24 protein-coding genes are annotated in these 24,160 nt (G+C 70.2%); 22 read left to right on the top strand and 2 right to left on the bottom strand.

The annotated features are described in order from the left end of the window. Positions 1-23 precede the first annotated feature (23 nt). The 3 genes from ACWIHT_RS19780 (at position 24) to ftsH (ending at position 6,302) form a co-directional block, all read left to right on the top strand. On the top strand, positions 24-2,474 hold the full coding sequence (locus ACWIHT_RS19780) for a [protein-PII] uridylyltransferase (RefSeq protein WP_456169414.1): 2,451 nt from the start codon (positions 24-26) through the stop codon (positions 2,472-2,474). A 223-nt stretch (positions 2,475-2,697) separates the two neighbouring features. Then, entirely contained in the window at positions 2,698-4,251 is a 1,554-nt protein-coding gene (gene ffh, locus ACWIHT_RS19775; RefSeq protein ID WP_456169413.1) for a signal recognition particle protein, read from the top strand. Positions 4,252-4,364: 113 nt separating this feature from the next. Continuing rightward, positions 4,365-6,302: an ATP-dependent zinc metalloprotease FtsH gene (gene ftsH / locus ACWIHT_RS19770; protein WP_456169411.1), complete on the top strand. Its 1,938-nt coding sequence runs from the start codon at positions 4,365-4,367 to the stop codon at positions 6,300-6,302. A gap of 6 nt (positions 6,303-6,308) precedes the next feature. Here the strand turns inward: ftsH and ACWIHT_RS19765 are convergent, their stop codons facing one another. Further along, positions 6,309-7,166, bottom strand: a complete 858-nt coding sequence (locus ACWIHT_RS19765) for an SAM-dependent methyltransferase (RefSeq protein ID WP_456169410.1) — start codon at positions 7,164-7,166, stop codon at positions 6,309-6,311. A gap of 198 nt (positions 7,167-7,364) precedes the next feature. On the opposite strand from ACWIHT_RS19765, the gene proS reads away from it, so the two are divergent. From proS to ACWIHT_RS19675, 18 genes are all read left to right on the top strand, one after another. Continuing rightward, entirely contained in the window at positions 7,365-8,780 is a 1,416-nt protein-coding gene (gene proS / locus ACWIHT_RS19760) for a proline--tRNA ligase (protein WP_456169409.1), read from the top strand. 260 nt (positions 8,781-9,040) lie between these two features. Then, complete coding sequence (locus ACWIHT_RS19755; protein WP_019068763.1) at positions 9,041-9,637, top strand: hypothetical protein; 597 nt, start codon at positions 9,041-9,043, stop codon at positions 9,635-9,637. A 285-nt stretch (positions 9,638-9,922) separates the two neighbouring features. After that, the gene (gene rpsP, locus ACWIHT_RS19750; RefSeq protein ID WP_399117227.1) at positions 9,923-10,342 is read left to right on the top strand and encodes a 30S ribosomal protein S16; all 420 of its coding nucleotides are present in this window, start codon (positions 9,923-9,925) and stop codon (positions 10,340-10,342) included. Between the two features lie 2 nt (positions 10,343-10,344). Continuing rightward, the gene (locus ACWIHT_RS19745; protein WP_005479813.1) at positions 10,345-10,584 is read left to right on the top strand and encodes an RNA-binding protein; all 240 of its coding nucleotides are present in this window, start codon (positions 10,345-10,347) and stop codon (positions 10,582-10,584) included. A gap of 134 nt (positions 10,585-10,718) precedes the next feature. After that, entirely contained in the window at positions 10,719-11,279 is a 561-nt protein-coding gene (gene rimM, locus ACWIHT_RS19740) for a ribosome maturation factor RimM (RefSeq protein WP_262059125.1), read from the top strand. Further along, the gene (gene trmD / locus ACWIHT_RS19735; RefSeq protein WP_456169407.1) at positions 11,276-12,109 is read left to right on the top strand and encodes a tRNA (guanosine(37)-N1)-methyltransferase TrmD; all 834 of its coding nucleotides are present in this window, start codon (positions 11,276-11,278) and stop codon (positions 12,107-12,109) included. The genes rimM and trmD overlap by 4 nt, the downstream gene beginning before the upstream one ends. Before the next feature lie 133 nt (positions 12,110-12,242). After that, positions 12,243-12,593: a 50S ribosomal protein L19 gene (gene rplS, locus ACWIHT_RS19730; RefSeq protein WP_456169406.1), complete on the top strand. Its 351-nt coding sequence runs from the start codon at positions 12,243-12,245 to the stop codon at positions 12,591-12,593. Positions 12,594-12,638: 45 nt separating this feature from the next. After that, positions 12,639-13,355, top strand: a complete 717-nt coding sequence (gene lepB, locus ACWIHT_RS19725; RefSeq protein WP_456169405.1) for a signal peptidase I — start codon at positions 12,639-12,641, stop codon at positions 13,353-13,355. After that, the gene (gene lepB / locus ACWIHT_RS19720) at positions 13,348-14,460 is read left to right on the top strand and encodes a signal peptidase I (protein ID WP_456169403.1); all 1,113 of its coding nucleotides are present in this window, start codon (positions 13,348-13,350) and stop codon (positions 14,458-14,460) included. The genes lepB (ACWIHT_RS19725) and lepB (ACWIHT_RS19720) overlap by 8 nt, the downstream gene beginning before the upstream one ends. Next, complete coding sequence (gene lepB / locus ACWIHT_RS19715) at positions 14,348-15,319, top strand: signal peptidase I (RefSeq protein ID WP_456169401.1); 972 nt, start codon at positions 14,348-14,350, stop codon at positions 15,317-15,319. Before lepB (ACWIHT_RS19720) ends, lepB (ACWIHT_RS19715) begins: the two co-directional genes overlap by 113 nt. Positions 15,320-15,400: 81 nt before the next feature. Then, the gene (lepB, locus tag ACWIHT_RS19710; RefSeq protein ID WP_456169400.1) at positions 15,401-16,180 is read left to right on the top strand and encodes a signal peptidase I; all 780 of its coding nucleotides are present in this window, start codon (positions 15,401-15,403) and stop codon (positions 16,178-16,180) included. Continuing rightward, positions 16,170-16,709 carry an NUDIX hydrolase gene (locus ACWIHT_RS19705; RefSeq protein ID WP_456169398.1) on the top strand — a complete coding sequence of 180 codons (540 nt, stop codon included), beginning with the start codon at positions 16,170-16,172 and terminating at the stop codon, positions 16,707-16,709. The genes lepB (ACWIHT_RS19710) and ACWIHT_RS19705 overlap by 11 nt, the downstream gene beginning before the upstream one ends. 56 nt (positions 16,710-16,765) lie before the next feature. Continuing rightward, positions 16,766-17,074: a DUF2469 domain-containing protein gene (locus tag ACWIHT_RS19700; RefSeq protein WP_003965949.1), complete on the top strand. Its 309-nt coding sequence runs from the start codon at positions 16,766-16,768 to the stop codon at positions 17,072-17,074. A 128-nt stretch (positions 17,075-17,202) separates the two neighbouring features. Beyond that, complete coding sequence (locus ACWIHT_RS19695; protein WP_456169395.1) at positions 17,203-17,565, top strand: YraN family protein; 363 nt, start codon at positions 17,203-17,205, stop codon at positions 17,563-17,565. A 1-nt stretch (position 17,566) separates the two neighbouring features. After that, positions 17,567-19,192, top strand: a complete 1,626-nt coding sequence (locus ACWIHT_RS19690) for a YifB family Mg chelatase-like AAA ATPase (RefSeq protein ID WP_456169394.1) — start codon at positions 17,567-17,569, stop codon at positions 19,190-19,192. Next, positions 19,189-20,349, top strand: coding sequence for a DNA-processing protein DprA (gene dprA / locus ACWIHT_RS19685; RefSeq protein ID WP_456169392.1), 1,161 nt, complete (start codon positions 19,189-19,191; stop codon positions 20,347-20,349). Before ACWIHT_RS19690 ends, dprA begins: the two co-directional genes overlap by 4 nt. A 283-nt stretch (positions 20,350-20,632) precedes the next feature. After that, positions 20,633-21,475 carry an RNA polymerase sigma factor WhiG gene (gene whiG, locus ACWIHT_RS19680; protein ID WP_019068776.1) on the top strand — a complete coding sequence of 281 codons (843 nt, stop codon included), beginning with the start codon at positions 20,633-20,635 and terminating at the stop codon, positions 21,473-21,475. Between the two features lie 118 nt (positions 21,476-21,593). Then, positions 21,594-22,151, top strand: coding sequence for a TetR/AcrR family transcriptional regulator (locus tag ACWIHT_RS19675; RefSeq protein ID WP_456169651.1), 558 nt, complete (start codon positions 21,594-21,596; stop codon positions 22,149-22,151). Between the two features lie 77 nt (positions 22,152-22,228). On the opposite strand, the gene ACWIHT_RS19670 is transcribed toward ACWIHT_RS19675, so the two are convergent. After that, positions 22,229-22,801, bottom strand: coding sequence for a murein hydrolase activator EnvC family protein (locus tag ACWIHT_RS19670; RefSeq protein ID WP_456169391.1), 573 nt, complete (start codon positions 22,799-22,801; stop codon positions 22,229-22,231). Positions 22,802-23,081: 280 nt separating this feature from the next. Between ACWIHT_RS19670 and rpsB the strand changes: the two genes are divergently transcribed. After that, on the top strand, positions 23,082-24,044 hold the full coding sequence (gene rpsB / locus ACWIHT_RS19665; protein WP_456169389.1) for a 30S ribosomal protein S2: 963 nt from the start codon (positions 23,082-23,084) through the stop codon (positions 24,042-24,044). Positions 24,045-24,160 lie beyond the last annotated feature (116 nt).

Genomic DNA, 24,160 nt, shown 5'->3' with positions numbered 1-24,160 from the left:
AGCAACAGAACAGGAGTCGCTGGGTGACGAGTACGGACGTGCGCAAGGATGCAGAGGACTCCGGACCCAGCGGCTACGCGGCGGCCCGGCTGCGCCTCCTCACTGAGGGGGCGCGGTCCGGGCCGCCGCGCCGTGCGGCCCTCGCCGAACTGACCGACGACTGGCTGACCGGCCTCTTCACCGCCGGCAACGAAGCACCCAAGGGCGTCTCCCTGGTCGCCGTCGGCGGCTACGGCCGCGGCGAACTCTCCCCGCGCAGCGACCTCGACCTGCTCCTCCTGCACGACGGCTCCGACTCCGGCGCGGTCGCCGCGCTCGCCGACCGCATCTGGTACCCGGTCTGGGACCTCGGCCTCGCCCTCGACCACTCCGTCCGTACGCCCGCCGAGGCGCGCAAGACCGCCGGCGAGGACCTCAAGGTCCAACTCGGCCTCCTCGACGCCCGCCACATCGCCGGCGACCTCGGCCTGACCGCCTCCCTGCGCACGGCCGTCCTCGCCGACTGGCGCAACCAGGCGCCCAAGCGCCTCCCCGAACTTCAGGAACTCTGCGCCGAACGCGCCCAGCGCCAGGGCGAGTTGCAGTACCTCCTCGAACCCGACCTCAAGGAGGCCCGCGGCGGCCTGCGCGACGCCACCGCGCTGCGCGCCGTAGCCGCCTCCTGGCTCGCCGACGCCCCGCGCGAGGGCCTCGCCGACGCGCGCCGCCGTCTCCTCGACGTGCGCGACGCCCTGCACCTCACCACCGGCCGCGCGACCGACCGGCTCGCGCTCCAGGAACAGGACCAGGTCGCCGCCGAGCTGGGCCTCCTCGACGCGGACACCCTGCTGCGCCAGGTCTACGAAGCGGCACGCGTCGTGTCGTACGCCAGTGATGTCACCTGGCGTGAGGTGGGGCGCGTGCTGCGGTCCCGTGCCGTGCGGCCGAGGCTGCGCGCCATGCTGGGCGGGGGCGCCAAGCCGACCGCCGAGCGCTCGCCGCTCGCCGAAGGCGTGGTCGAGCAGGACGGCGAGGTGGTGCTCGCCCGCGCCGCCCGCCCCGAACGCGACCCCGTCCTCCCGCTCCGCGCCGCCGCTGCCGCCGCGCAGGCCGGACTCCCGCTCTCGCTGCACGCCGTACGGCGCATGGCGACGACCGCGCGCCCTCTGCCCACGCCCTGGCCCGCCGAGGCGCGCGAACAGCTGGTGACGCTGCTCGGCTCCGGCCAGCCCACGGTCGACGTATGGGAGGCGCTGGAGGCGGAGGGCCTGATCACCCGCCTCCTCCCGGACTGGGAGCGGGTGCGCTGCCGCCCGCAGCGCAACGCCGTGCACATCTGGACCGTAGACCGGCACCTGATCGAAACCGCCGTCCGCGCCTCGGAGTTCGCCCGCCGCGTCAGCCGCCCCGACCTCCTGCTGGTCTCCGCGCTGCTGCACGACATCGGCAAGGGCTGGCCCGGCGACCACTCCGTGGCCGGCGAGATCATCGCCAAGGACGTGGCCGCCCGCATCGGCTTCGACCGCGCGGACGTCGCCGTACTCGCGACGCTCGTACGCCATCACCTCCTCCTCATCGACACGGCCACCCGGCGCGACCTGGAGGACCCGGCGACGGTCCGCTCGGTCGCCGAGGCGGTCGGTACGACCGGCACGCTGGAGCTGCTGCACGCGCTGACGGAGGCGGACGCGCTGGCCACCGGCCCGGCCGCGTGGTCGTCCTGGCGGGCCTCCCTCGTCGCCGACCTGGTGAAGCGGGTCGCCGCGGTCCTCTCCGGGGACGCCCCCGAGGAGCCCGAGGCGGGCGCGGCCACGGCGGAACAGGAACGGCTCGCGATCGAGGCGGTGGCGACGGGCGGCCCGGTGCTGGCGCTGCGCGCCCAGACCGAACCCCCGTCCGAGGACGAGCCCGTCGGCGACCCCGAACCCCTCGGCGTGGAACTCCTGATCGCCGTACCGGACCAGCCGGGCGTACTCCCGGCGGTGGCGGGTGTGCTCGCGATGCACCGCCTGACGGTCCGCACGGCGGAGTTGCGCGCGCTGGACCTGCCGGACGGCGTGGAGGGTTCGGTCCTGCTGCTGAACTGGCGGGTCGCCGCCGAGTACGGCTCCCTGCCCCAGGCCGCCCGGCTGCGCGCGGATCTCGTACGGGCCCTGGACGGGTCGTTGGACATCGCGGGGCGGCTGGCCGAGCGGGACGCGGCGTACCCGCGCCGCCGGGGTGTCGTGGCACCGGCGGCCCGCGTGACGGTCGCCCCGGCCGCCTCCCAGCACGCCACGGTCATCGAGGTGCGCGCACCCGACGCACCCGGGCTGCTGCACCGGATCGGCCGGGCACTGGACGAGGCGAAGGTCCGGGTCCGGAGCATGCACGTCAGCACGCTGGGGTCGAACGCGGTGGATGCCTTTTATGTCACCGGGGGGCAGGGCACGCCTCTGCCGGGGGACGAGGCGACGGCGGTGGCGCGGAAGCTGGAGGAGACGTTGCGGGCCTGACCGTGAGGTCATGCTATGCATTGACCGTATGTGCTCCTCGCAGCTGCGGGGGTGGTCCTGAGGAACTCGCCACGATCCTCGGAGGCGATACTTGCTCCCCGCCGACGCGGGGTTTCTGTCAGTCCCCGCCCGTTGAACCCAGCAGGCGGGGACGATTGTCTTGCGCGGCCAGATACCCTGGAAGACGCCCACACTGCCCCCGACTCCGAGGACCGACTCCGCCGTGTTCGATACTCTCTCCGATCGCCTTTCAGCGACCTTCAAGAACTTGCGCGGCAAGGGGCGCTTGAGCGAAGCGGACATCGACGCCACGGCGCGCGAAATCCGCATCGCCCTCCTCGAAGCCGACGTTGCCCTGCCCGTTGTCCGCACGTTCATCAAGAATGTCAAGGAGCGTGCCCTCAGCTCCGAAGTCAACAAGGCGCTGAATCCTGCCCAGCAGGTCCTCAAGATCGTCAACGAAGAGCTGGTCCGGGTGCTCGGCGGCGAGACCCGCCGACTCCGCTTCGCCAAGAACCCGCCGACCGTGATCATGCTCGCGGGTCTCCAGGGTGCCGGTAAGACGACCCTCGCGGGCAAGCTCGGCAAGTGGCTCAAGGACCAGGGGCACTCGCCGCTGCTCGTCGCCGCCGACCTCCAGCGCCCGAACGCGGTGAACCAGCTGAGCGTCGTCGCCGAGCGCGCCGGTGTCGCGGTCTACGCGCCCGAGCCGGGCAACGGCGTCGGGGACCCGGTCAAGGTCGCCAAGGACTCCATCGAGTTCGCCAAGTCGAAGGTCCACGACATCGTGATCGTGGACACCGCGGGCCGCCTCGGCATCGACCAGGAACTGATGCGGCAGGCCGCGGACATCCGCGACGCGGTCAGCCCGGACGAGATCCTCTTCGTCGTCGACGCGATGATCGGTCAGGACGCGGTCAACACCGCCGAGTCCTTCCGCGACGGCGTCGGCTTCGACGGCGTGGTGCTCTCCAAGCTCGACGGTGACGCCCGCGGTGGTGCGGCCCTGTCGATCGCCTCGGTCACCGGCAAGCCGATCATGTTCGCGTCGAACGGCGAGAAGCTCGACGACTTCGACGCCTTCCACCCGGACCGGATGGCCTCCCGCATCCTCGACATGGGTGACCTGCTCACCCTGATCGAGCAGGCGGAGAAGACGTTCAGCCAAGAAGAGGCCGAGAAGATGGCCTCGAAGCTGGCGTCCAAGAAGGGCCAGGACTTCACCCTGGACGACTTCCTGTCCCAGATGGAGCAGGTCAGGAAGATGGGCAGCATCAGCAAGCTGCTCGGGATGCTGCCCGGGATGGGGCAGATCAAGGACCAGATCAACAACCTCGACGAGCGCGATGTCGACCGTACGGCGGCCATCATCAAGTCGATGACGCCCGCCGAGCGCGCCGAGCCGACCATCATCAACGGCTCGCGCCGCGCCCGTATCGCCAAGGGTTCCGGCGTCGAGGTCAGCGCCGTGAAGGGTCTGGTCGAGCGGTTCTTCGAGGCCCGCAAGATGATGTCCCGCATGGCGCAGGGCGGCGGGATGCCCGGCATGCCGGGGATGCCGGGCATGGGCGGCGGCCCCGGCCGCACCAAGAAGCAGCCCAAGCAGGCCAAGGGCAAGCAGCGCTCCGGCAACCCGATGAAGCGCAAGCAGCAGGAGCTGGAGGAGGCGCAGCGCCGCGAGGCCGGTGCCGCCCAGGGCGGCAACGCGTTCGGTCTGCCGCAGCAGGGCGCCCAGGACTTCGAGCTGCCGGACGAGTTCAAGAAGTTCATGGGCTGACAGTCCGTCTGTCACGCTCGTCTTCTACGTCACCGAGGGCGCCCCTCTCCGGAAGGGCGCCCTCGGCGTATGCCGGGCGTGCCGACGCCTGGCGCGTGTCGTAACTTGCCGGTATGACCAACCCCGCGCCGCCGCGCAAGTCCCCCGACCAGCCCTGGCGAACGGAAGGCACCCCGGACGAGCCCCCGAAGCCGTCGCCGGGCGGGAAGAAGATGCGCGGCGGCTGGTGGAGTCTCATCCTCACCGCGCTCGTGGTGTACCTCGTCGCGAACCTCATCCTCTCCTTCTTCAACGAGGGCGACGAGCCGACGATCTCGTACACGGAGTTCAGCAAGCAGGTCGACGCGGGCAACGTCACCAAGATCTACGCCAAGGGCAACGCGATCCAGGGCCAGCTGAAGAAGGGCCAGGACAACCCGGACGGCGGCGGCAAGTACACCAAGTTCGACACCGAGCGGCCGACCTTCGCGGACGACCAGCTCTGGGAGGACCTGACCAAGCACAACGTCACGGTCACGGCGGAACCGGTCGTACAACACCGTAGTTTTCTGGCCAATCTGCTGATCTCGCTGGCCCCGATGCTGCTGCTGGTCGTTCTGTGGCTCTTCATCGCACGGCGGATGAGCTCGGGGCTCGGCGGCGCGGGCGGCATGCTCGGCCGCAAGGCCCCGCCGAAACCGGTCGAGCTGGAGCCGGGCAAGCAGCGCACGACCTTCGAGGACGTGGCCGGTATCGACGAGGTCGAGGGCGAGCTGAACGACGTCGTCGACTTCCTCAAGAACCCCGACGAATACCGGAAGATGGGCGCCAAGATGCCCCGGGGCGTGCTCCTCGCGGGCCCGCCCGGCACCGGCAAGACGCTGCTCGCGCGGGCGGTCGCGGGGGAGGCGGGGGTGCCGTTCTTCTCGGCGTCGGCCTCCGAGTTCATCGAGATGATCGTCGGTGTCGGTGCCTCACGCGTGCGTGAACTGTTCGCGGAGGCCCGCAAGGTGGCCCCCTCGATCATCTTCATCGACGAGATCGACACCATCGGGCGGGCGCGTGGCGGAGGCTCCGGGATGGGCGGTCACGACGAGCGCGAGCAGACCCTGAACCAGATCCTCACCGAGATGGACGGCTTCTCCGGCTCCGAGGGCGTCATCGTCATCGCGGCCACCAACCGCGCCGACGTCCTGGACCCGGCGCTGACCCGCCCCGGCCGCTTCGACCGGGTGGTCGTGGTCTCGCCGCCCGACCGCGGTGGCCGGAAGGCGATCCTGGAGATCCACACCCGGCAGATCCCGCTCGCGAAGGACGTGAACCTCGCCCAGGTCGCCCGTACGACCCCGGGCATGACCGGCGCCGAACTCGCCAACCTCGCCAACGAGGCCGCCCTCCTCGCCGTCAAGCGCAAGCAGAGCGAGGTCACGCAGGCCGACCTCTCGGAGGCCCTGGAGAAGGTCCAACTGGGCGCCGAACGCCCGCTGGTGATGCCCGAGGAGGAACGCCGGCGCACCGCGTACCACGAGAGCGGCCACGCCCTCCTGGGCATGCTCCAGCCCGGCGCCGACCCGGTCCGCAAGATCACCATCGTCCCGCGCGGGAGGGCACTCGGCGTCACGCTCTCCACCCCGGACTCCGACAAGTACGCGTACACCGAGGAGTATCTGCGCGGCCGGATCATCGGCGCCCTCGGCGGCATGGCCGCGGAACAGGTCGTCTACGGGGTGATCACCACCGGCGCCGAGAGCGACCTCGAACAGGTCACCAACATCGCGCGCGGGATGGTCGCCCGCTGGGGCATGAGCGAGCGCGTCGGCCGCCTCTCCGCCCTCCCGAACGACGCCCAGCAGGCCTACGGCCTCGCCGCCGCACCGCAGACCCTGGACGTGATCGACGACGAGATGCGCCGCATCGTGGACGAGTGCTACGAGGAGGCGATCCGCAAACTCCGCGACCACCGCGGCCAGTTGGACTCGCTCGCCGAGGCACTCCTGGAGAACGAGACGCTGGAGGAGACGGACGCGTACCGCATCGCGGGCGTCACGCGCCTCTTCAAGGAAGAGCCGTAGTCATCCTCAGGTCGTACGCGCGATCACATACCGGAAGACGTTCGGCATCCACACCGTGCCGTCCTGCCGCCGATACGGATGCAACGCCTCCGCCAACTCCTTCTCCACCTGCACCTGATCCGTCGCGGCGATCGCCGCGTCGAAGAGCCCCGTGGACAGCAGCCCTCGTACGGCACTCTCCACATCGGCGTACCCGAAGGGGCACGACACCCGCCCGGAGCCGTCGGGCCTGAGTCCGGCGCGCTGGGCGACCTCCTCCAGGTCGTCGCGCAGGGCGGGGCGCCAACTGCCCGCGCTGCGCAGCGGATCCGCCATCCTCGCGGCCACCCGCAGCACGGACGACGTGGCGCAGCGCTCCGGCGGACCCCAGCCGGCCAGCACCACGGGCGTCCCGTGCCCGGTCAACGGCGTGGCGGACGCGAGCAGTTCACCGAGTCCCTCCGCGTCGCCCGCGAGACACCCGATGGGCTCGAAGGCGGTCACCAGGGTGTACGCGGGCGTCTCCGCGTCGCCCGCGTCCCTGGAGGAGCCGTAGACGAGCCGGGTGTGCGCACGCGCGCGTGGGGACCACGGGTCCGGCAGGAGTCGCTCCCGGGCGAGGGCCAGGCGTTCGGGGGAGGAGCGCTCGACACCGGTCACCGACGCGCCTCTGGAGGCCGCCATCAGCAGGGCGAGCCCGGAGCCGCAGCCGAGGCCGAGCAGCCGGGTGCCGGGCCCCACTTCGAGTCGCTCGTAGACGGCTTCGTAGAGCGGTACCAGCATCCGCTCCTGGATCTCGGACCAGTCACGCGCGCGTGCACCCAGGTCCACACGGGGCGCGGGCCCCGTATGAGGCAGGTAGTGCCGCACGAGCGTAGGTGTCATCGAAAGCGCCCCAATCCGCCGAGAGTTGTGGCCGTGCCCGTTTCCGAGGCCCCCGTGATGTGCGCTCGCACTTCCCCCGTATGCCAGCAAACTCCGCGCTCGCTACGGCGTCCAGGGTTTGTGGGGCCCGGCTTGTGGCTTCTCTGTGGGAGTGGCGAGAATTCACATGACGGCAACGTGGGCCCGTACGATCTCGACATGGCCAAGGCACCCGTACTCACGCCCCGGGCGGAAGATTTCCCCCGCTGGTACCAGGATCTGATCAGCAAGGCCGAGCTGGCCGACAACGGCCCAGTGCGCGGCTCCATGGTCATCCGACCGTACGGGTACGGCCTTTGGGAGCGGATGCAGGCCGAGATGGACGCCCGGATCAAGGAGACGGGCACCGAGAACGCGTACTTCCCGCTGCTGATCCCGCAGTCCTACCTCGCCCGCGAGGCCGACCACATCGAGGGCTTCGCGCCCGAGCTGGCCGTGGTCACGCACGGCGGCGGCAAGGAGCTTGAGGAGCCCGCGGTCGTCCGGCCCACCTCCGAGATGATCATCAACGAGTACTTCTCGAAGTGGGTGCAGAGCTACCGCGACCTGCCCCTGCTGATCAACCAGTGGGCGAACGTGGTCCGTTGGGAGCTGCGCCCCCGGCTCTTCCTCCGCACGAGCGAGTTCCTCTGGCAGGAGGGCCACACCGCGCACGCGACCCACGAGGAGGCGCGCGACTTCGCCGCGCACATCCACCGGAAGGTCTACGAGGACTTCATGGTCAACGTCCTCGCGATGGACGTCGTACCGGGACGCAAGACCGTCAAGGAGCGGTTCGCGGGCGCGATCAACACGCTCACCCTGGAAGGGATGATGGGCGACGGCAAGGCGTTGCAGATGGCGACCAGTCACGAGCTGGGCCAGAACTTCGCCAAGGCCTTCAACACCCAGTACCTGTCCAAGGAGGGCAAGCAGGAACTGGTCTGGCAGACCTCCTGGGGCTCCACCACCCGCATGATCGGCGCCCTGGTGATGATGCACGGCGACGACGACGGACTGAGGGTGCCGCCGCGGCTGGCGCACATCCAGGTCGTCGTTCTCGCGATCAAGGGCGACGAGGCGGTTCTGGCCAAGGTCCGCGAACTCGGGGACCAGCTCAAGGCGGCGGGCGTGCGGGTCCGTGTCGACGACCGCACGGACGTCCCCTTCGGGCGCCGGGCCGTCGACTGGGAGCTGAAGGGCGTCCCCGTACGGATCGAGATCGGGCCCCGTGACCTGGAGAACGGCACGGCGATGCTGGCCCGCCGCATCCCCGGAGGCAAGGAGCCGGTGGCGATCGACTCCCTAGTGGAGCGGCTTCCCGTCATCCTTGAGGAGGACCAGGCGCTGCTGCTGAAGCAGTCCCGCGAGCGGCGCGAGTCCCGCACCTCCGAGGTGTCCACGATCGGGGAGGCCGTCGAGGCCGCCACCTCCGGCGGCTGGGCGCGCATCCCGTGGGCGACACTGGGCGAAGAAGGCGAGGCCGAGCTGGCCGAGCACGCGGTCACCGTACGGTGTCTGGTCGCCGAGGACGGGTCGGTACCGGACGCCGACAAGGCACCCGGTAACGTCGCGGTCGTCGCGCGCACTTACTGAAGTAGCGGGCTCCGGCGGCAGAGCGACCGAAAGGCCTCTTGCGCAACGGCGGACAACAGCTCCCCCGGCGCGCGGACACCGTCTACGCGCCGGGTCGTATCTCGGACTACGCACCAGCTTGGTATGAGCTGTGAGGCTTCTCCGCAGATCAGCGCACCTGCCCTCGTCAGGACGCATCAGTGCCAACTGACGGGTACGTGCAAATTATTTGGGATGGCCCGGAATCGGAACACAGGGGCACTCCGGCTCGTTGTCATTACGTGAGCACGACACAGACACCACCTGTTCTCGCCGCAGAGCTGGCAGAGGCGTGGGCCGACATTCAGCGGTACCACCCCGAACTGCCCGATCTGGCCGCGCCCGAGTCCCTGATCGGAGAGTCGTCGTCCGCCTGCGGACACGAACTCTCCTTCGAGCGACTGCTCCATGAGGCAGTCCATGGCATCGCCGCCGCGCGCGGCGTGCGCGACACGTCCCGTGCCGGCCGCTACCACAACCGCAGATTCCTCGCGATCGCCGAGGAGCTGGGCCTGGACCACCCCGACGAACCGCACCCCAGCAGCGGTTTCTCGCTGGTCCAGCTCAACCCCGAGGCCAAGCGGCGCTACCGGCCGACGATGGAGCGTCTCCAGCGCGCGCTGAAGGCCCACACCGTCGCCACTTCCGCCGACACCTCCCGCACCTTCCGCGGCCCGGCCGCCCGGCACGGTTCGTCCGGCGGGGGCGTCCGCGTCAAGGCGGTGTGCGACTGCGGTCGTAACGTACGGGTCGTCCCGTCGGTGCTGGCCCAGGCGCCGATCGTGTGCGGGGGCTGCGGCAAGCCCTTCCGCATCCCGGAGGTCGTGGGCGCGGCCTGAGGGCGCGGCTGCTCGTGGCAGCCGCACCCCGCAGGGCGGGTTGCGTACACCCGCGCCGGTCACCTCCCGGCGCCGGGTGTCGCTTCCGCATGGGCCGGGGCATGCGGGGGCATGCTCCCCGGTCGGGCGAACCGCCAGGGTGTGGCACAATGGCTAGCTGTACTCGACAGCCGCACAGGAACCCTCTCGCCTCCGGCTGACGCGTCCATCGGGCACTCGGGTACCGCAACCCCACGCGGCCATCTGCCGTGCCCAACCACGTCAAAACCAGGAGAACCCACTCCCGTGGCAGTCAAGATCAAGCTGAAGCGTCTGGGCAAGATCCGTTCGCCTCACTACCGCATCGTCGTCGCCGACTCCCGTACCCGCCGTGACGGCCGGGCCATCGAGGAGATCGGTCTGTACCACCCGGTGCAGAACCCCTCGCGCATCGAGGTCGACACCGACCGCGCGCAGTACTGGCTGGGTGTCGGCGCGCAGCCGACCGAGCCCGTCCTCGCCATCCTGAAGCTCACCGGCGACTGGCAGAAGTTCAAGGGCCTGCCGGCCCCGGCTCCGCTGCTCGTGGCCGCGCCGAAGGCCGCACGCCCCGTGTTCGACGCCCTCGGTGGCGACGACGCGGGCAAGGGCGAGGCCATCACCCAGAAGAAGAAGGCTGAGAAGAAGGACGAGGCCGCCGCCGAGTCCGAGTCGACTGAGGCCTGAGCGTGCTTGAGGAGGCTCTTGAGCACCTCGTGAAGGGCATTGTCGACAACCCCGACGATGTGCAGGTCGCCTCGCGCGACCTGCGTCGCGGGCGCGTGCTGGAGGTCCGGGTGCACCCCGACGACCTCGGCAAGGTGATCGGCCGCAACGGCCGCACCGCTCGCGCTCTGCGCACCGTCGTGGGCGCAATCGGCGGCCGGGGTGTACGCGTCGACCTTGTCGACGTGGACCACGTCCGCTGACGTTTTTCGCACACCGGCTCGGGCCGGGGAGGGCCACACCGGCCGTCCCCGGCCCGTTGTCGTAACCAGTCCTCGTACTGGTCGTCGTACTCGTCGTACTCGTCGTACTCGTCGCAAACAGGAGAGCAAGCACAGTGCAGCTGGTAGTCGCTCGCATCGGCCGCGCCCACGGCATCAAGGGCGAGGTCACCGTCGAGGTACGCACCGACGAGCCGGAACTCAGGCTCGCCCCCGGAGCCGTCCTGGCCACCGAACCCGCCGCCACCGGCCCCCTGACCATCGAGACCGGCCGGGTCCACAGCGGCCGGCTCCTGCTGCGCTTCGAGGGCGTCAGTGACCGCACCGGCGCCGAGGCCCTGCGCAACACCCTCCTGATCGCCGAGATCGACCCGGAGGAGCTGCCGGAGGAGGAGGACGAGTACTACGACCACCAGCTGATGGACCTCGACGTCGTCACCAAGGACGGCGAGGAGGTCGGCCGGATCACCGAGATCTCGCACCTGCCCTCCCAGGACCTCTTCATCGTCGAGCGGCCCGACGGCAGCGAGGTGATGATCCCCTTCGTCGAGTCGATCGTGATCGAGATCGACCTGGAGGAGCAGCGCGCGGTCATCGACCCGCCGCCCGGGCTGATCGACGACCGCGCGGAGATCGTGTCGAGCCGGGAAGACTCCTCGGAGGACACGGACGCATGAGGCTCGACGTCGTCACGATCTTCCCCGAGTACCTCGAACCGCTGAACGTCTCCCTCGTCGGCAAGGCACGCGCGCGTGGACAGCTGAATGTGCACGTGCATGATCTGCGCTCCTGGACGTACGACCGCCACAACACCGTCGACGACACCCCCTACGGCGGCGGCCCCGGCATGGTCATGAAGACCGAGCCCTGGGGCGACGCCCTGGACTCCGTCCTCGCCGACGGCTACGAGACGGGCTCCGGCGCGCCCGCACTCATCGTGCCCACCCCCAGCGGCCGGCCCTTCACCCAGGAACTCGCCGTGGAGCTCTCCGAGCGCCCCTGGCTGGTCTTCACACCCGCCCGCTACGAAGGCATCGACCGACGGGTCATCGACGAGTACGCGACCCGTATGCCCGTCTACGAGGTGTCCATCGGCGACTACGTCCTCGCCGGCGGAGAGGCGGCCGTCCTGGTCGTCACGGAGGCCGTGGCACGGCTCCTGCCCGGTGTCCTGGGCAACGCCGAGTCCCACCGCGACGACTCCTTCGCGCCCGGGGCCATGGCCAACCTCCTGGAGGGGCCGATCTACACCAAGCCGCCCGTCTGGCGCGACCGCGAGATCCCGGACGTGCTGCTCAGCGGGCACCACGGAAAGATCGCCCGCTGGCGGCGCGACGAGGCGCTGAAGCGCACGGCCGCCCACCGGCCCGACCTGATCGAGCGCTGCGAGCCCAAGGCCTTCGACAAGAAGGACCGCGAGATGCTCTCGATCCTGGGCTGGGCCCCGGACCCGACGGGGGAGCCGTACGGCCGATTTTGGCGCAGGCCGGACGGCGTGGAAGAATAGACCGCTGTTGTGCGTCGTCCGGCGTGCGCCCCTGCCACAGGGGGACACGACGCCCGCCCCGGCACGGACAGCATCCTTCCGGAAACCCAGCTCCCGCTGATGACCTGTGGCATCGGCGAAGAAAGCAGACGAAATGTCCCACCTGCTCGACACCGTCGACGGCGCCTCGCTGCGCACCGACATCCCGGCCTTCCGCCCGGGCGACACCGTCAACGTCCACGTCCGCGTCATCGAGGGCAACCGCTCCCGTGTGCAGCAGTTCAAGGGCGTAGTCATCCGTCGCCAGGGCTCCGGCGTCCGCGAGACCTTCACGGTCCGCAAGGTCTCGTTCTCCGTCGGCGTGGAGCGTACCTTCCCGGTGCACACCCCGATCGTCGAGAAGATCGAGCTCGTGACCCGTGGCGACGTCCGTCGCGCGAAGCTGTACTACCTCCGTGACCTGCGCGGCAAGGCCGCGAAGATCAAGGAGAAGCGCGACAACTAGTCGCCCTGCGGGGTTCATACCGGGGCCGGATAGCATCTGGCTCCGATGGACACCGAATCACAGCCGACAGAGCGCGACCGCTCCTCCCGCCCTTCCGACTCCGAGGACATCTCGGACACCGGAGGACCGGAGGGGCGGTCGCGTTTCGCGTTGCTGTCGCGTGTCGTCGAATGGCTGCCCGGTGGCCGGATCACCCTGACTGCCCTGGTCTGTCTGGTGTTTCTGCTGCTGCTCAACACTTTCTTGGTCCAGCCTTTCCAGATTCCCAGCGGATCCATGGAATCCGGATTGAGGATCGGCGACCGCGTTCTCGTAAATAAGTTGGCGTACCGTTTTGGTGCCCATCCGAGGCGCGGCGACATCGTTGTGTTCGACGGCACCGGCTATTTCGGGGACGCCGACTACATCAAGCGCGTTGTGGGTGTGGGGGGAGACCGCGTGGTCTGCTGCGACGAGAAGGGGAGGCTCCAGGTGAACGGGCGGTCGGTCGACGAGACGGCGTTCCTGTACCCCGGTGACACCCCGTCCAGCGTGCCGTTCGACGTGGTGGTGCCCTCCGGCACACTCTTCGTCCTCGGTGACCACCGCGGCGACTCAAGCGACTCCCGGGATCACCTGGGCGACCCGGGCGGAGGCATGATTCCCGTTGGTGACGTCATCGGACGAGCCGATTGGATCGTCTGGCCCGCCGGGCACTGGACCCACCTCGTCCGACCCGGTGCCTACGCGCGCGTACCCGCCGCGGACGGCGCCCATGGGTAACCGCGGCAAACCGCGCGGCGCGGCGCCGGGCGGCAACTTCGGGAACGAGAACCTGCTGCCCACCGGCTTCCGGCGCGCGGGCGCGCTCGCCCCGGCGGGCGGCGCCGGCCGCAGCCGGGCCGAGCGGCGCAAGCTCCAGCGCAAGGTCAAGCGGCGGCGCAGGCGCGGCGCGGTCCGGGAGATACCCCTCCTGGTGGGCGTCGCCGTCCTCATAGCGCTCGTCCTGAAGACCTTCCTCGTCCAGGCGTTCGTGATCCCGTCGGGCTCCATGGAGCAGACGATCCGGATCGGGGACCGGGTCCTGGTCGACAAGTTCACCCCGTGGTTCGGCTCCGAGCCCAAGCGCGGCGACGTCGTCGTCTTCCACGACCCGGGCGGCTGGCTGGGAGACGAGGAGACCACCAAGAAGAACGACCCCGTCGTGATCAAGCAGGTCAAGGAGGGGCTCCAGTTCATCGGCCTGCTGCCGTCCGACAACGAGAAGGACCTCATCAAGCGGGTCATCGGCGTCGGCGGTGACCACGTCAAGTGCTGTGACGCGCAAGGGCGGGTGACCGTCAACGGGGTTCCCCTGACCGAGGCCGACTACCTGTATCCCGGTAACGCGCCGTCCGAGACGGCGTTCGACATCACCGTCCCCAAGGGCCGGCTGTGGGTGATGGGCGACCACCGCGGCAACTCGGCGGACTCCCGCGCACACCAGAACACGAGCTACGGCGGCACGGTCGCGCTCACCTCGGTGGTGGGGCGGGCCAAGATGATCGCCTGGCCGATGGGCCACTGGACCAGCCTGAACGAACCTAAAACCTTCGCATCGGTTTCCAACTCGGTGTCGGGGACGACCGCCGGTCCCGAACTGTCGCATAGGGTTGCCCCGGTCGATCCGAACGGATCGGTCCAACTCCCGAGCCCTGCGGAACTCCCGCTCGTTATGGGAGTGGTGGGCCTGCGCCGAGGATGGGGCAGGCGGCGGCACAGAGTAAGGAGTTGGCGTGGGGGATGTGGCGGTTGGCGCACGGTCCGGACACGACGGCGAGGAGCACCAGGGACATCCCGTGGAAGCACCCGTCCCGGCCGCGGACAGCGCCGTGACCTCCGGGAGTGACGCCGGAGCGGACGAGGACGGTACGGCGCCGGGCGACGCGACCCGGACCGAGGAAGTGGGGTCGGGCGACTCGACCCCTCCGGTGAAGAAGCCGCGCTCCTTCTGGAAGGAGCTGCCGATTCTCATCGTCATCGCGCTCGTCCTCGCGCTGCTGATCAAGACGTTCCTGGTGCAGGCGTTCTCGATCCCCTCCGACTCGATGCAGAACACCCTCCAGCAGGGTGACCGCGTCCTGGTCGACAAGCTCACCCCGTGGTTCGGTTCCAAGCCCGAGCGCGGTGAGGTGGTCGTCTTCCACGACCCGGGCCACTGGCTGGACGGCGAGCCCGCGGCGAACCCCAACGCCCTTCAGACGGTGCTCAGTTGGATCGGCCTGATGCCGTCCGCCCAGGAGAAGGACCTCATCAAGCGGGTCATCGGCGTCGGCGGCGACACGGTCGCGTGCAGCGGCACCGGCCCGCTGACGGTCAACGGCAAGGCGCTGAACGAGCCGTACGTCTACGCGGGCAACACCCCGTGCACCAACGACGACCAGGGCGGCCAGTTCACCGTCAAGGTCCCCAAGGGCTACATCTGGGTGATGGGCGACCACCGGCAGAACTCGCGGGACTCGCGTTACAACCAGTCCGACAAGTACCACGGCATGGTCCCGGTGAAGGAGGTCGTCGGCCGCGCGATCGTCAAGGCCTGGCCCATCAACCGCTGGGGCACGCTGCCGATCCCGGACACCTTCGACCAGACCGGCATCAACACCCGGGCCTCGGCCTCCCGCCTCCTGACGGCCGCTCCGGAGGGCCTCGCCCTCGTCGGCGTGCTGCCGCTGGCCCTGTGGCGCCGCAGGCGGTCCGCCAAGGCCTAGTAAAGGCCTTGTAGAGCTTGTGACCTCGGTCCCGGAGGAAGGGCTGACCACCCTCGGTACCGCCGGGTAGGGTGCGGACCCATGGGTGGCGAGAGCGCAACACGTACGGCCCCGCGTACCGGCGGTGGCACTGGCAAGGGCCCGGTGGGCAGCCGGACCGGACAGCGGTTGTCCGGACTGGCCGTCGCACTGGGCCTTGTGCTGTTCCTCGGCGGATTCGGCTGGGGAGCGGTGGTCTACCGGCCGTACACGGTGCCCACCAGTTCCATGACGCCGACCATCGACATGGGCGACCGGGTGCTGGCGCAGCGCATCGACGGCAGCGAGGTGCGCCGGGGCGACGTCGTCGTCTTCACCGACAAGACCTGGGTGACGAACGCGCCCGTGGTCAAGCGCGTGGTCGCGGTCGGCGGGGACACCGTCTCCTGCTGCACGGACGGCAAGCTGGTCGTCAACGGCAAGCAGATCGACGAGGGTTACCTCAAGGGCGGCGCGGTCGAGGACAAGACGATCCCGACGGTGAAGGTCCCCAAGGGCCGTCTGTTCCTGCTCGGCGACGAGCGCCAGGGCTCCCTGGACTCCAGCGCCCACCTCACGGACGTGGCGAGCGGCACCGTCGCCAGCAGTGCCGTGAACGCCCGCGTGGACGCCGTCGTATGGCCCATGAAGGGCATGCTGGAGCGCCCCACCGGCTTCGAGGAACTCGGCGGCCTCTCCCAGACCGGCCCGCTGCGCACGGTCGTCGCCCTCATCGTCGCGGGCGCGGTGCTCGTCCTCGGCGGCGGTGCCTACGGCCCGGTCGCCAAGCTGCTGGCCGGCCGCCGCACCCGGACCCGTACGGAGCCCGCCGGTGCCCGCTGAGGCCACCGAGGAGGGCGCGTACGGCGACTCGTACGAGGGCGGGCTGCGCAGGGTCGCCCGGGTGATCCTCCTCGACCCGCAGGACCGCATCCTGCTGCTGCACGGCCACGAGCCGGACGATCCGGCCGACGACTGGTGGTTCACGCCCGGCGGCGGCCTGGAGGGCGACGAGACCCACGAGGAGGCCGCGCTGCGGGAGCTGGCGGAGGAGACCGGGATCACTCGGGTGGAACTCGGCCCGGTGCTGTGGACCCGGACCTGCTCCTTCCCGTTCGCGGGCCGCCGCTGGGACCAGGACGAGTGGTACTACCTGGCCAGGACGCCCGCCACGGCAGACGGGGTGCCCGGCGCCACGGCCCTCACCGAGCTGGAGCGGCGCAGCGTCTCCGGAGCACGTTGGTGGACGTGCCGGGAACTGGAGCGGGCGCATGAGACGGTGTATCCGACCAGACTCGCCGAGCTGCTCCGCAGGCTGATCGACGAAGGGCCCCCGGCCGGGCCGGTGACCCTTGACACGGAAATCGTCTAGGGGCGCACGGGACTGGCGCACAATGGTGGGATCGCACGGCTGAAGGGGAACATGCCATGAGCGCCGAGGACCTCGAAAAGTACGAGACCGAGATGGAGCTGAAGCTCTACCGGGAGTACCGCGATGTCGTCGGTCTGTTCAAATACGTGATCGAGACCGAACGGCGCTTCTACCTCACCAACGACTACGAGATGCAGGTGCACTCGGTCCAGGGCGAGGTTTTCTTCGAGGTGTCCATGGCGGATGCCTGGGTGTGGGACATGTATCGACCGGCTCGCTTCGTCAAGCAGGTCAGGGTCCTCACATTCAAGGACGTGAACATCGAGGAGCTGAACAAGAGCGATCTGGAGCTGCCGGGCGGCTGACGGCGGCTCTTCGCGGGGCGCCCGTCGCTCGTGCGGGTGACGGAGTTCTCCACAAGCACTGAACGGTCCACCAAGATCCACTCGGTGGGCCGTTCCGCGTGACGGTTGGCGCCGGAGGTGGTGCCGACATGAACGCACGCAGTGCACTCGGCAAGTACGGCGAGACGGTGGCCGCACGACGGCTGGTCGCGGCCGGTATGACGGTCCTGGAGCGCAACTGGCGCTATGGCAGGTCCGGCGAGATCGACATCGTGGCGCGGGACGGCGACGTCCTGGTCGTCTGCGAGGTCAAGACACGGCGGGTCGGTGCCTACGAGCACCCGATGGCCGCGGTGACCCCCGAGAAGGCGGAGCGCCTGCGCGGCCTCGCCGAATGCTGGATCCACGCCCACGGAGGGGCACCACCGGGTGGTGTCCGCATCGACCTGGTGGGCGTGCTCGTGTCAGGCCGCGGCGCAGCCGTCGTCGAGCACGCGCGGGGGGTGGTCTGAGATGGGGTTCGCTCGTACGTGCTCGGTGGCGCTGGTGGGCGTCGAGGGCGTGGTCGTCGAGGTCCAGGCCGACCTCGAACCCGGCGTCGCCGCGTTCACGCTGGTGGGACTGCCCGACAAGAGCCTGACGGAGAGCAAGGACCGGGTGCGGGCCGCGGTCGTCAACTCGGGCGCCGCCTGGCCGCAGAAGAAACTGACGGTGGGCCTGAGCCCGGCGTCCGTACCGAAGAGCGGCAGCGGCTTCGACATGGCCGTCGCCGCGGCGGTACTCGGCGCGGCCGAACGGATCGATCCCCGGGTGCTCGCCGACATCGTGATGATCGGAGAGCTGGGACTCGACGGGAGGGTCCGCCCGGTCCGGGGAATCCTGCCGTCGGTGCTGGCGGCGGCGGACGCGGGGTACGAGCAGGTGGTGGTGCCGGAGTGCGCCGCCGCCGAGGCGTCCCTCGTGCCCGGGGTGTCCGTGCTGGGCGTCCGCAGCCTGCGGCAACTGATCGCCGTACTCGCGGACGAGCCCGTCCCCGACGAGGAACCGGACGACCTGGGACGGCCCGATCCACTCCTCGCCGGGCTGCGCATGCCGGGCACCGGGGCGGCCACGGGCATGCACAGCATGGGAGCGGCACACTACGACCCCGGTCATGACCTCGCCGATGTCGTCGGGCAGATCCCGGCGCGCACAGCGACGGAGATCGCCGCGGCCGGCGGACACCACCTCTTCCTCGAAGGTCCGCCGGGTGCGGGCAAGACCATGCTGGCCGAGCGGATGCCCGCGATCCTGCCCCGCCTCAGCCGACAGGACTCCCTGGAGGTCACGGCGGTCCACTCGGTGGCGGGCCTGCTGCCTCCGGGGAAACCGCTGATCGACGTCGCCCCCTACTGCGCCCCGCACCACTCGGCCACGATGCAGGCCCTCGTCGGGGGCGGATCCCATATGGCGAGGCCCGGAGCGGTGTCCCTGTCGCACAGGGGAATTCTCTTCCTCGACGAGACTCCGGAGTTCAGCGGCCAGGCCCTCGACGCGCTACGACAGCCACTGGAGTCGGGGTACGTGGTCATCGCCCGGAGCGCGGGTGTGGTGCGGTTCCCGGCGCGGTTCCAGATGGTGCTCGCGGCCAATCCGTGCCCCTGTGGCCGCTACTCCCAGAAGGAGGACCTCTGCGACTGCCCGTCCATGTCGATCCGCCGCTATCAGGCCCGGCTCTCCGGCCCACTGCTCGACCGGGTGGACCTACGGGTCACGGTGGACCGCGTCACGCGGGAGGAACTCAGCGCGTACGGCGCGCGAGGAGAGACCACGGCGACGGTCGCGGACCGGGTGCGGGAGGCGAGGGAGCGGGCGGCGGCACGCCTCGCGGACACTCCCTGGCACACCAACAGCGAGGTGCCAGGCAGTGAACTGCGCACCCGCTGGCACGCCGTGCGCGGGGCGATGGACGAGGCCGAACGCAGTCTGGAGCGGGGCGCGCTGACCGCGCGCGGGATCGACCGGGTCCTGCGGGTGGCCTGGACGGTCGCGGACCTCAAGGGTCACGACCGGCCCGACGACACGGACGTGCTCCTCGCCCTGCAACTGCGCACCGGTGTCTCACGAGGCGCGTCGATGAACCTCGGGGCGCTGGTATGACCGCGCACGAGGACCCGGGCGACGAGTTCCACGCCCGTGTCCTCCTCACCCGGGTCGTCGAACCCGGCGACGAAGTGGCCGGTCGGTGGATTCGTGAACTGGGAGCCGCCGAAGTGGCCCGGCGGCTGCGGGACGGAGGGCCACAGCTCACCGGGGTCACCGACAAACGGTGGGCCGGGCTGCGCGCGCGGGCCGAGTCGGTCGAGCCGGGGCGGGACCTGGAGGTCGCGGAGGAGGCCGGGGTGCGGTACGTGTGCCCCGGCGACACCGAGTGGCCCGCCCAGCTCGACGACCTCGGGGACGCGCGGCCCGTCGGACTGTGGGTGCGCGGCCGGCCCAGCCTGCGGGTGTGGGCGCTCAAGTCGGTCGCCGTCGTCGGTGCCCGCGCCTGCACCGAGTACGGCGCACACATGGCGGCCACCCTCGCCGCCGACCTCGCCCAGGACGGCTGGATCGTCGTGTCCGGGGGTGCCTACGGAGTCGACGGTGCCGCACATCGCGGCGCCCTCGGCGCGGGCGGTGCCACCGTCGCCGTACTCGCCTGCGGAGTGGACCGGCCCTATCCGATCGGCCACGCCCAGTTGATCGGCAGGATCGCCGAACAGGGGCTCGTGGTGGGCGAGTTGCCGCCCGGCGAGCATCCGACACCGAGCAGGTTCATCCTCCGGAACCGGGTGATCGCCGCGCTCACCAGAGGCACCGTGGTGGTCGAGGCCGCGTATCGCAGCGGATCGCTCGTCACGGCCCGGGCGGCGCAGCGGTTGGGGCGCCACACCATAGGGGTACCCGGCCCGGCCACCAGCGGGCTGTCCGCCGGTGTGCACGAACTCCTGCGCGGGGACGCGGTGCTGGTCACCGACGCCGCCGAAGTCGTCGAACTGGTCGGTGACATGGGCGAACTGGCCCCGGACAGGCGCGGACCGGTGCTCCCGCGCGACCTGTTGGAACCGGCCGCCCGCCGCATCCTCGCCGCGCTCCCCGGCAACAGGGCGGCAACGGTGCGGGAGATCGCCCGGGGTGCGCAGACCACGGAGGACGACGCGGTCGCGAGACTGTACGAACTCCGAGCACTTGGTTACGTCGAACGACACGGCGACGGCTGGAAGTTGACACGCCAGGCGATGATCTCGGTCCGGCCGGATCGGGGGCGCCGCTGACCGAGTGTGTTCGGCCGTCCGGGGGATCCCCGACACCCTTGGGAATTCCCGCAGTTGGCGCATTCCGATGATCACGCAGAGCGACTGGAGCGACCCGTTCCGGCGCCCTGTCGAACGCGTCCGTGGCCGGTCCGAGCCCTTCCCTTCGCACACCGCGACACTCCAGTCACGCTACGCTCACGGGGATTCCGGCACAGACCGGCCAACAGGCTGGTAACTCCACACCACTCCGACAGCTCACCCAGGCAACCCCACTTCACTGCAGAACGGCACAAGGCGACGAATGCCTCAGCACACCTCCGGGTCCGACCGGGCGGCGATCCCCCCAGCCGCCCGTGACGGTGGCAGCGTCCGGCCGCCCGCTCCCTCGACGCTCGACGAGCTGTGGCGGTCGTACAAGACGACGGGCGACGAGCGGCTGCGGGAGCAGCTGATCCTGCACTACTCGCCGCTCGTGAAATACGTCGCGGGACGGGTGAGCGTCGGGCTGCCGCCCAACGTCGAGCAGGCGGACTTCGTGTCGTCGGGGGTGTTCGGACTGATCGACGCCATCGAGAAGTTCGACATCGAGCGGGAGATCAAGTTCGAGACGTACGCGATCACCCGTATCCGGGGCGCGATGATCGACGAGCTGCGCGCCCTCGACTGGATCCCCCGCTCGGTGCGGCAGAAGGCGCGGAACGTCGAGCGGGCGTACGCCACGCTGGAGGCGCGGCTCAGGCGCACCCCCAGCGAGGGCGAGGTGGCCGCCGAGATGGGCATCGCGGTGGACGAACTCCACGCCGTCTTCAGCCAGTTGTCGCTGGCCAACGTGGTGGCGCTGGAGGAGCTGCTGCACGCCGGCGGCGAGGGCGGCGACCGGCTCAGCCTGATGGACACCCTGGAGGACACCGCCGCCGACAACCCGGTCGAGGTGGCCGAGGGGCGGGAGCTGCGGCGGTTCCTGGCGCGGGCGATCAACACGTTGCCCGAGCGGGAGAAGACCGTCGTCACGCTCTACTACTACGAGGGGCTGACCCTCGCCGAGATCGGCAACGTGCTCGGGGTGACCGAGAGCCGGGTCAGCCAGATCCACACCAAGTCGGTGCTCCAGCTGCGCGCCAAGCTGGCGAGTTTCGGCCGTTGAGCGAAAGCCGTACCGCCTTCTCGACCTCGCAGAATCGTGCCTGCATGGCCCAGGTCACTCCCGCCGGGGGTGGACCGTCCGTAGAGTGGTTGACGTGCCAAGGATTCGAGCGGCCTCCGTGGCCGAGCACCGGTCGATGCAGCGAGCCGCCCTGCTGGACGCGGCTCGTTCCCTGCTGTCCGAGGGCGGGACGGAGGCGCTGACCTTCCCGGCCCTGGCCGAGCGGACGGGTCTCGCGCGGTCCTCCGTGTACGAGTACTTCCGCTCCCGGGCCGCCGTCGTCGAGGAACTCTGCGAGGTCGACTTCCCCGTCTGGGCGTCGGATGTGTCGGTGGCGATGGAGCGGGCCGGCTCCGCCGAGGGCAAGGTCGAAGCGTATGTGCGGCAGCAGCTTGCCCTGGTCGGGGACCGGCGGCATCGGGCCGTCGTCGCCATCTCCGCGAGTGAACTGGACGCCGGGGCGCGGGAGAAGATCCGCGCCGCGCACGGTGGGCTGGTCGCGATGATCGTCGAGGCGCTGGCGGAGATGGGGCATGCGGAGCCGCGGTTGGCGGCGATGTTGCTTCAGGGGGTTGTCGACGCGGCTGTGCGGCGGATCGAGCTGGGGGCCGCGGAGGATCCTTCGGTGATTACTGAGGCTGCGGTGAGTATGGCTTTGCGGGGCGTTGAGGGTTGAGTTTTGCCTGCGGGCCCGGTGGGTGGGGGCTGGTCGCGCCACGCGGCGGAGCCGCAAATCGATGCAGCCCCGCGCCCCTAAAGGGGCACTCCAAGCACCGGCAGCAAGCGTGACGGCCCCCTGTTCAGCAGCCACGGTGGCAGTAGACCCAGCGGGTCCAAGTACACCTCCCCTCTCAGCAAGCCCCAGTGCACGCACGGAGTCGCGCCGCAGTGTGAGCCCGTGAGCTCCACCGTCCCCACCAACTCGCCCGCCTCCACCTCGTCCCCCCTCTTCACCGTCGCGGTCACCGGTTCGTAGGTCGTGCGAAGGTCCGTGCCCGTCAGTTCCACCGCGACCACCCCTCTCCCTGCCACCCGCCCCGCGAACGACACCCGGCCCGGTGCCACCGCCCGTACCGGAGCGCCCGCCGGGGTCGCCAGATCCACGCCCCGATGGCCGCGGGCGTAGAGCGTCGCCGGGGGTTCCCAGCCTCGTAGGACCAAGGGGTGGGAGCCGACGGGCCAGGTGCGGGCGATGGCCGGGACGGGAGGGGGCGGGGGACCGGAGGGTGGTGGAGGACTGTCGTCCGCCCTGGCCGCGCAGGTCAGGAGGGTCAGCAGGAGGCCCAGGAGCAGGGTCAGGGCCACGGGTAGAGGTCGCGTTCGCATGGCACAAACCGTGCCGTACCCGTGGCGATCATGGCCGGGACCTGTGGACCGCCGGGTGCCTGTGGACAACGGCGTCACCCGGTACCTCGCGGGTCCCGTACACTTCCTTTGGCGATCCGGGTCACCGGGTCGACTTCGCACGCCCCGACATCCGGTCCTCCGTCGAGAGACGAATCCGATGTCAGCGCTCCTCGGTCCTCTGGGCACGCGCACGTGGGCGTCAGGCGCGAGTGCCGTCCCGGCACCCGCGGCACAACCGAGAAACTCAAGGAGAACGGCCATGGCCGTCGTCACGATGCGGGAGCTGCTGGAAAGCGGCGTCCACTTCGGTCACCAGACCCGTCGCTGGAACCCGAAGATGAAGCGCTTCATCTTCACCGAGCGCAACGGCATCTACATCATCGACCTGCTCCAGTCGCTGTCGTACATCGACCGCGCCTACGAGTTCGTCAAGGAGACCGTCGCCCACGGCGGCACGGTCATGTTCGTCGGCACGAAGAAGCAGGCGCAGGAGGCCATCGCCGAGCAGGCCACCCGCGTCGGCATGCCCTACGTCAACCAGCGCTGGCTGGGCGGCATGCTCACCAACTTCTCCACCGTCTACAAGCGTCTGCAGCGCCTCAAGGAGCTGGAGCAGATCGACTTCGAGGACGTCGCCGCGTCCGGTCTCACCAAGAAGGAGCTTCTCGTGCTGTCGCGCGAGAAGGCCAAGCTGGAGAAGACCCTCGGTGGTATCCGCGAGATGTCCAAGGTTCCCAGCGCCGTCTGGATCGTGGACACCAAGAAGGAGCACATCGCGGTCGGTGAGGCCCGGAAGCTCAACATTCCGGTCGTCGCCATCCTCGACACGAACTGCGACCCCGACGAGGTCGACTACAAGATCCCGGGCAACGACGACGCGATCCGCTCCGTCACCCTGCTCACCCGCGTGATCGCCGACGCCGTCGCCGAGGGCCTCATCAGCCGCTCCGGTGTCGCCGCCGAGGCCAAGGGTGACAAGGCCGCCGGCGAGCCGCTCGCCGCGTGGGAGCGCGACCTGCTCGAAGGCGAGAAGAAGGCCGACGAGGCCCCGGCCGCCGACGCCGAGGTCCAGACCTCCGCCGAGACGGAGAAGGTCGCCGACGCCGAGCAGGCCGAGGCTCCGGCCGCCGTCGAGGAGGCCGCTGCCGAGGTCGAGGCGCCCGCCGCCGAAGCCGCTGCCGAGGTCGAGGCCGCTCCGGTCGCCGACGCCGAGCAGGCCTGACCCCTCCGGCCAACGGCCTGACCTTCCGGGCCAAAGGGCTGAGCTGAAGTGACGGCGGGTGGTGCCGACCGCGCCACCCGCCGTTCACTCACAGCCCCTAGATCTTCGTAGCCCGT

Source organism: Streptomyces sp. NPDC002276, from assembly GCF_053891435.1.
The sequence above is the reverse complement of the archived record's forward strand: the minus strand, read 5'-3'. Positions and strand labels throughout refer to the sequence as shown.